General features: G+C 62.7%; 2 protein-coding genes. Both read right to left on the bottom strand.

Going from position 1 to position 2,245, the window contains the following annotated elements; all coding sequences use genetic code 11:
* On the bottom strand, positions 1–1,285 hold a 1,285-nt coding region (locus ACAG25_RS24680; RefSeq protein ID WP_370491051.1), incomplete at its 3' end, for an integrase.
* Between the two features lie 123 nt (positions 1,286–1,408).
* Positions 1,409–2,149: a TnsA-like heteromeric transposase endonuclease subunit gene (locus ACAG25_RS24685; protein WP_011894084.1), complete on the bottom strand. Its 741-nt coding sequence runs from the start codon at positions 2,147–2,149 to the stop codon at positions 1,409–1,411.
* Positions 2,150–2,245 lie beyond the last annotated feature (96 nt).

Genomic DNA, 2,245 nt, shown 5'->3' on the forward strand with positions numbered 1-2,245 from the left:
TCACCGGATCCCGCAGGCCATCGTGGGGGCGGTTCTGCCACACCGCGATGATCCACTCGTCCAGCAGCGCCTGCAGCTCAATCATCGACCACACCGCGTCGTCCTCGGCGTTTTTCCCACGCCGCTCCACCGATGAACCGACGTAACCGGCCACGTACTGTGCGAACAGGGTGCCCACCGACTGCAATGTCCGCTCGATCTTCGGCTTATCGGTCGGGCAGTCGGGATGAGCCGGCTGCAGATTGATCCCCAATGTGCAGCACGCTTGCCGAAATGTTTGGGACAGATACGCTTTCCCGTGATCGCAGACGATCGTCTCGGGAGCGATCACCGGCCTGGCCGCAGCATCGGCCAGGCGCTGATCGACACTGGTCAGGCTGTGGTGCGGAAGTACCGACCGGGACATCCGCAGCGCATCGGCCCATCCCGGGCGCATCGGTTCGGGCGTCAATGCCCGCGCCAAGAGCAGTGACGCGTCCACTGCTTTGGTCGTCGGTCGCAGCACCGCGGCCGGGATGGACCGCGTAGCGTTGTCGACCATCGCAGTCAGCTCGACTCGGTCTACCATGCCGTCATCGAGCACTACCCGTACATCCAGAAGGGTTGAATCGATTTCCACCATCTCGCCGGGGCGCACCACGGTGATCGACCCGAATGGGCCATCGGGCTGCTTGGACAGCGATCGCCGCGTCCGTGCTGACCCGAACGTGTGCCGTCCTTCCGCGAGGCGCTTGACCAGCCGGTAGAAGGTGGGCTGCGACGGCATCGCAGGCGCGTCGTCGGCACCATAGGTGGCCACCAGCGTCTTGGCGACCCGCCGTTGCAGACGCTGCACCGTTCCCGTTGACAGGTCGGTCTCGCCCTCGATCGCATCCCGCACCGCGGCGACGACACGGTCGTCCACACGGCCGAATACCGCGCGCCGCCGATTATGGCGCCCGTCAACCACTCCCAGGAGCCCGTCCCGTTCGTAGGCAAATCGGCGACGCTGCAACGCATTCCGACTCACGTCGTGGCCGGCGGCACGCAGCTCGTCCAACTTGGCCAGCTCACGCTGCCGCAGAGATCGTTTCGCCGTGTCGAACTCTGGGCGGGGACGAATGCCCGCGGCCGTCCCAGGCGGGCGGCCGCTGAGGATCTCCACGATGTGGCGCTCCCACCACCGTGCTTGCTCGACGGCTGCCTCGGGAATGCCAGCCAGCATTTCCTCAGAACACAGTGGCGGTCGCGACCCCGACACCAATTCCAATGCCGGATCAACCATCAGCTGCGAGAGCGGCACCACAATCTGCTCGCCGACAGCGTCAACCAGTCGAGCTGATCCGCCCGACAGGGTTACGACGGTGAAAACACCTGCTGATAAACGGATTTCGTCTCCCTCTCGGACGACACCCGTTCGCACGTCAGGTCACCACCCGGTCCCGAGGCCAATCGCCGTGTCGTCGCCAAGTGCCGCTCCTTGCAGATCGGCAACTAAACGGCCGTGCCAGAGCAGATGAAACAGTACGGGCAGCACCACCAAAGGAGTCCCGACCGCGTGCACACCAGCCATCAACGGACGGACCCGAGCGAAGACCTCCGCCAGTTGATCAGCCAAACCGATCTTCAATACTCGCGGATGCCGATAACCCGACAACCAACGTAGATTCGCCCGCAGCACTGGATCGAGGGAACCGACACGCAGGTAATCCCAACCGACCATCGCGCACGTGGCGGCAGACCGATCGAACACGTCCCGATCAGCGTCAGAGATCCGGTCGTCCTCACGAACGTCGACTACGACGACAGATCCATCGCGGCGCCGCACGAAGTAGTCAGGAGCATGCCGCGTGCCGTCACGCCAATGAATCCAAAATGGTTGCGACAGAACACCAACAACATCCGGATCGGCATCCAACGCCATCAACTGGTCACGTTCTACCCAGGACTCGTGACCTACATGTGCGCCGGTTGTGGCGAACCACCACAGCCCGGGAAAGTTACGCTGACCTCGAAACGAGGGGAAATTCCGCACTGGTGAACAGTCCAACTCAAACCGGGTTGCAGCACATCGGTCCAGCGATTGCCGCGTGCATCCCTCGCGGGTGTTGAACTCCAAGTCCACTGCACTCGCTACACCTGGCCCAGCCGAAACAGCCGACGTCAGCACACATAAACGCTAAGCCTCGTGCCCCAGATTCAATGAGAAAGACACGCACTTACCCCAGATTCAATGAGAATGCCCCAGAATCAATGAGAACGGACA

This window comes from Mycobacterium sp. pV006 (genome assembly GCF_041287115.1).
Classification (GTDB): domain Bacteria; phylum Actinomycetota; class Actinomycetes; order Mycobacteriales; family Mycobacteriaceae; genus Mycobacterium.